The 2,686-nt window shown below is 68.7% G+C and carries 3 protein-coding genes; all 3 read right to left on the bottom strand.

The window, feature by feature from the left end; genetic code table 11:
- Nucleotides 1-219 (bottom strand): translation initiation factor IF-2 associated domain-containing protein (locus tag HUK84_RS14450; RefSeq protein ID WP_176640910.1); only part of this gene is annotated, 219 nt, incomplete at its 3' end.
- Between the two features lie 12 nt (nt 220-231).
- Nucleotides 232-915 carry an RNA-binding protein gene (locus HUK84_RS14445; protein WP_218064382.1) on the bottom strand — a complete coding sequence of 228 codons (684 nt, stop codon included), beginning with the start codon at nt 913-915 and terminating at the stop codon, nt 232-234.
- Nucleotides 916-946: 31 nt separating this feature from the next.
- Complete coding sequence (nusA, locus tag HUK84_RS14440; protein WP_176640909.1) at nt 947-2,497, bottom strand: transcription termination factor NusA; 1,551 nt, start codon at nt 2,495-2,497, stop codon at nt 947-949.
- Nucleotides 2,498-2,686 lie beyond the last annotated feature (189 nt).

The following is a 2,686-nucleotide window of genomic DNA, read 5'->3' as shown; positions in this document are numbered from 1 at the left end:
GCCGGCCCTGCCGCCGCCGGACGAACCGGAGCCGCTGCCCGCGGGGGCCGGACCGGGGCCGCGCTTCTTGCGCACCTCGACCTGCACCACCTTCGAACGACCATGGCTGAAACTCTGCCGCACGGAACCGGCGTCAACCGTCCGTCCGACATCCCTCCGGCCCGCCGGCCGCAGGGACAAGCGTCCCTTACCCTGATCCTGATCGTTGCCTTCGCTCATGTACCCGCCTGTTCACCCAAGTCCGGCGGATCGGTCCGCCAAACCCGGAACCGTCCTGCCGGACAGCCCCGCAAAACGTTCATTATCGACGCGGAAACGCCGTGCCAGCTCGCCATGCGACATCGCCGCATGCACGACATGGTCACGGCCGAATGCCGCCCCCAACGCCGCCGCCGTAGGAACAACCGCTACCGGAAGGTCCCGTGCGCCGGACAACAACCTCGTCCTCTCGTCCGGGCTGCCATCCTCGGCCTGAATGATCAGACCGGCGCGACCGCCCGCTATCCATTCCCGCACCTTGGCGAAGCCATAGGTCACCTGACCGGCCCGCCGTGCGAGTCCCACCGTCTCCATCATCCGGCGCACCAGCCCGGCTTCCAGGATCCTGTCCAGGTCGGGCGGGATTGTGACCTGTCCACGTGCGGCGCGTGCGAACGCCCCCCGTGTCCGGGCCGTTTCTAGCACATCCCGCCGGGCGCTCAACCAGATTCCCCGTCCGGGCAGACGCGCGGCCAGATCGGGGGTCAGAACCCGATCCGGCGAGACGACGAAACGCAGCATGGTCTCGGGCGCCGCCCGTTCGCGGGTGACGATGCAGCGGCGCAGCGGGGCGTGCCCGTTTTCCGTGCATTCGTCGTCGGCACATTCGTCCGCCCGTCCATCCTCCACGCCCCGGTCGCCGATCTCCGTCTCCATTCCCCGCACCGTCTCCGGCCGCGGCGCCGCCTCAGGCGCCCGCCGCCTCTCCGCTCTCGGCGCCTTCTTCGGCACCGCCCTCGGTACCATCGAACCAATGGGCGCGCGCCGCCATGATGATCTCGTTGGCCGCCTCCTCGTCGATCACGTCGCCGCCCAGGATCTCGACCAGTTCGTCGCCCGCCAGGTCGGCCAGGTCGTCGAGCGACTTCACGCCCTTCTCACCCAGCGTGACCAGCATCTGGTTCGAGAACACGCCCAGCACCGCGATGTCGTCCGAAACGCCCAGGCCGCGGCGCTTCTCATCCAGCTCGTCCTCGCGGCGGGCCAGGAAGCCCTCGGCGCGGCGGACCAGCTCGCCGGCCACGTCCTCGTCGAACCCTTCGATCCCGGCCAGCTCGTCCGGGTCGGCATAGGCCAGTTCCTCGATCGTATGGAAGCCTTCGGTCACCAGCAGGCCGGCGATGACGTCGTCCACGTCCAGCGCCTCGACGAACAGGCTGCTGCGGCGGCGGAATTCCTCCTGCCGGCGCTCGGATTCCTCGGCTTCGGTCAGGATGTCGATGTCCCAGCGGGTGAGCTGGCTGGCCAGGCGGACATTCTGCCCGCGGCGGCCGATCGCCAGGCTGAGCTGCTCGTCGGGTACCACCACCTCGACGCGGCCAGCTTCCTCGTCCATCACCACCTTGGTCACTTCCGCCGGGGCCAGCGCGTTGACCACGAAGGTCGCGGCCTGCGGGCTCCAGGGGATGATGTCGATCTTCTCGCCCTGCAGTTCCTGCACCACCGCCTGCACGCGCGAGCCGCGCATGCCCACGCAGGCCCCGACCGGGTCGATCGACGCGTCGCGCGAGATCACCGCCATCTTGGCGCGCGAGCCGGGATCGCGGGCCACGGCCTTGATCTCGATGATACCGTCATAGATCTCGGGCACTTCCTGGGCGAACAGCTTGGCCAGGAAGGCCGGATGGGTGCGCGACAGGAAGATCTGCGGGCCGCGCGGCTCGTCACGCACGTCGTAGATATAGGCGCGCACGCGGTCCGAGTTGCGGAAGCTCTCGCGCGGGATCAGCTCGTCGCGGCGCAGCAGCGCCTCGGAATTGCCGATCTCGACCATCAGGTTGCCGTATTCGGTGCGCTTGACCGTGCCGTTCACGATTTCGCCCACACGGTCCTTGAACTCGTCGTACTGGCGCTTGCGCTCATATTCGCGCACCCGCTGGACGATGACCTGCTTGGCGGTCTGGGCGGCGATCCGGCCGAAATCGATCGGCGGCAGCGGGTCGATCAGATGTTCGCCCAACTGGATCTCGGGCTTGAACTTGCGCGCGATATGGAGCGGGATCTGCGTTTCCTCGTTCTCCACCACCTCGACCGCCTCGGTCCAGCGGGACAGCCGCACGTCGCCGCTCTTGCGGTCGATGGTGGCGCGGATGTCCTTCTCGTGCCCGTATTTCGCGCGGCCGGCCTTCTGGATGGCCTGCTCCATCGCTTCCAGAACCTCTTCCCGGTCGATCGACTTCTCGCGCGCGACGGCGTCGGCCACCAGCAGCAGTTCGGGACGGGAAACGGACGTGTCCATCAGGGCCTCCAGGGACGTCTCAGTGGGTCTTGCGCGCCGGCGACCGGCCGGGCTTGGCGTGTGTCATGTGGTCCGGGGCCTCTTGCGCGTCCCCGGCACCGTCCCGCGCGCCCATCATATGGGCGGTGGCGGCGATCAATTCATCGGTCAGCACCAGCCGCGCGCGGCGCAGGTCCGCCAGCGGCAGCG

The organism is Nguyenibacter vanlangensis, from assembly GCF_013376155.1.
GTDB classification, from domain to species: domain Bacteria; phylum Pseudomonadota; class Alphaproteobacteria; order Acetobacterales; family Acetobacteraceae; genus Gluconacetobacter; species Gluconacetobacter vanlangensis.
Note: the sequence above shows the minus strand (reverse complement) of the source record. Positions and strands in the feature narration are given on the sequence as shown.

Bases quoted from the DNA above. Each gene is read 5' to 3' on its own strand.
- HUK84_RS14445 (WP_218064382.1), bottom strand. From the start codon at position 915: ATGGAGACGGAGATCGGCGACCGGGGCGTGGAGGATGGACGGGCGGAC.
- nusA (WP_176640909.1), bottom strand. From the start codon at position 2,497: ATGGACACGTCCGTTTCCCGTCCCGAACTGCTGCTGGTGGCCGACGCC.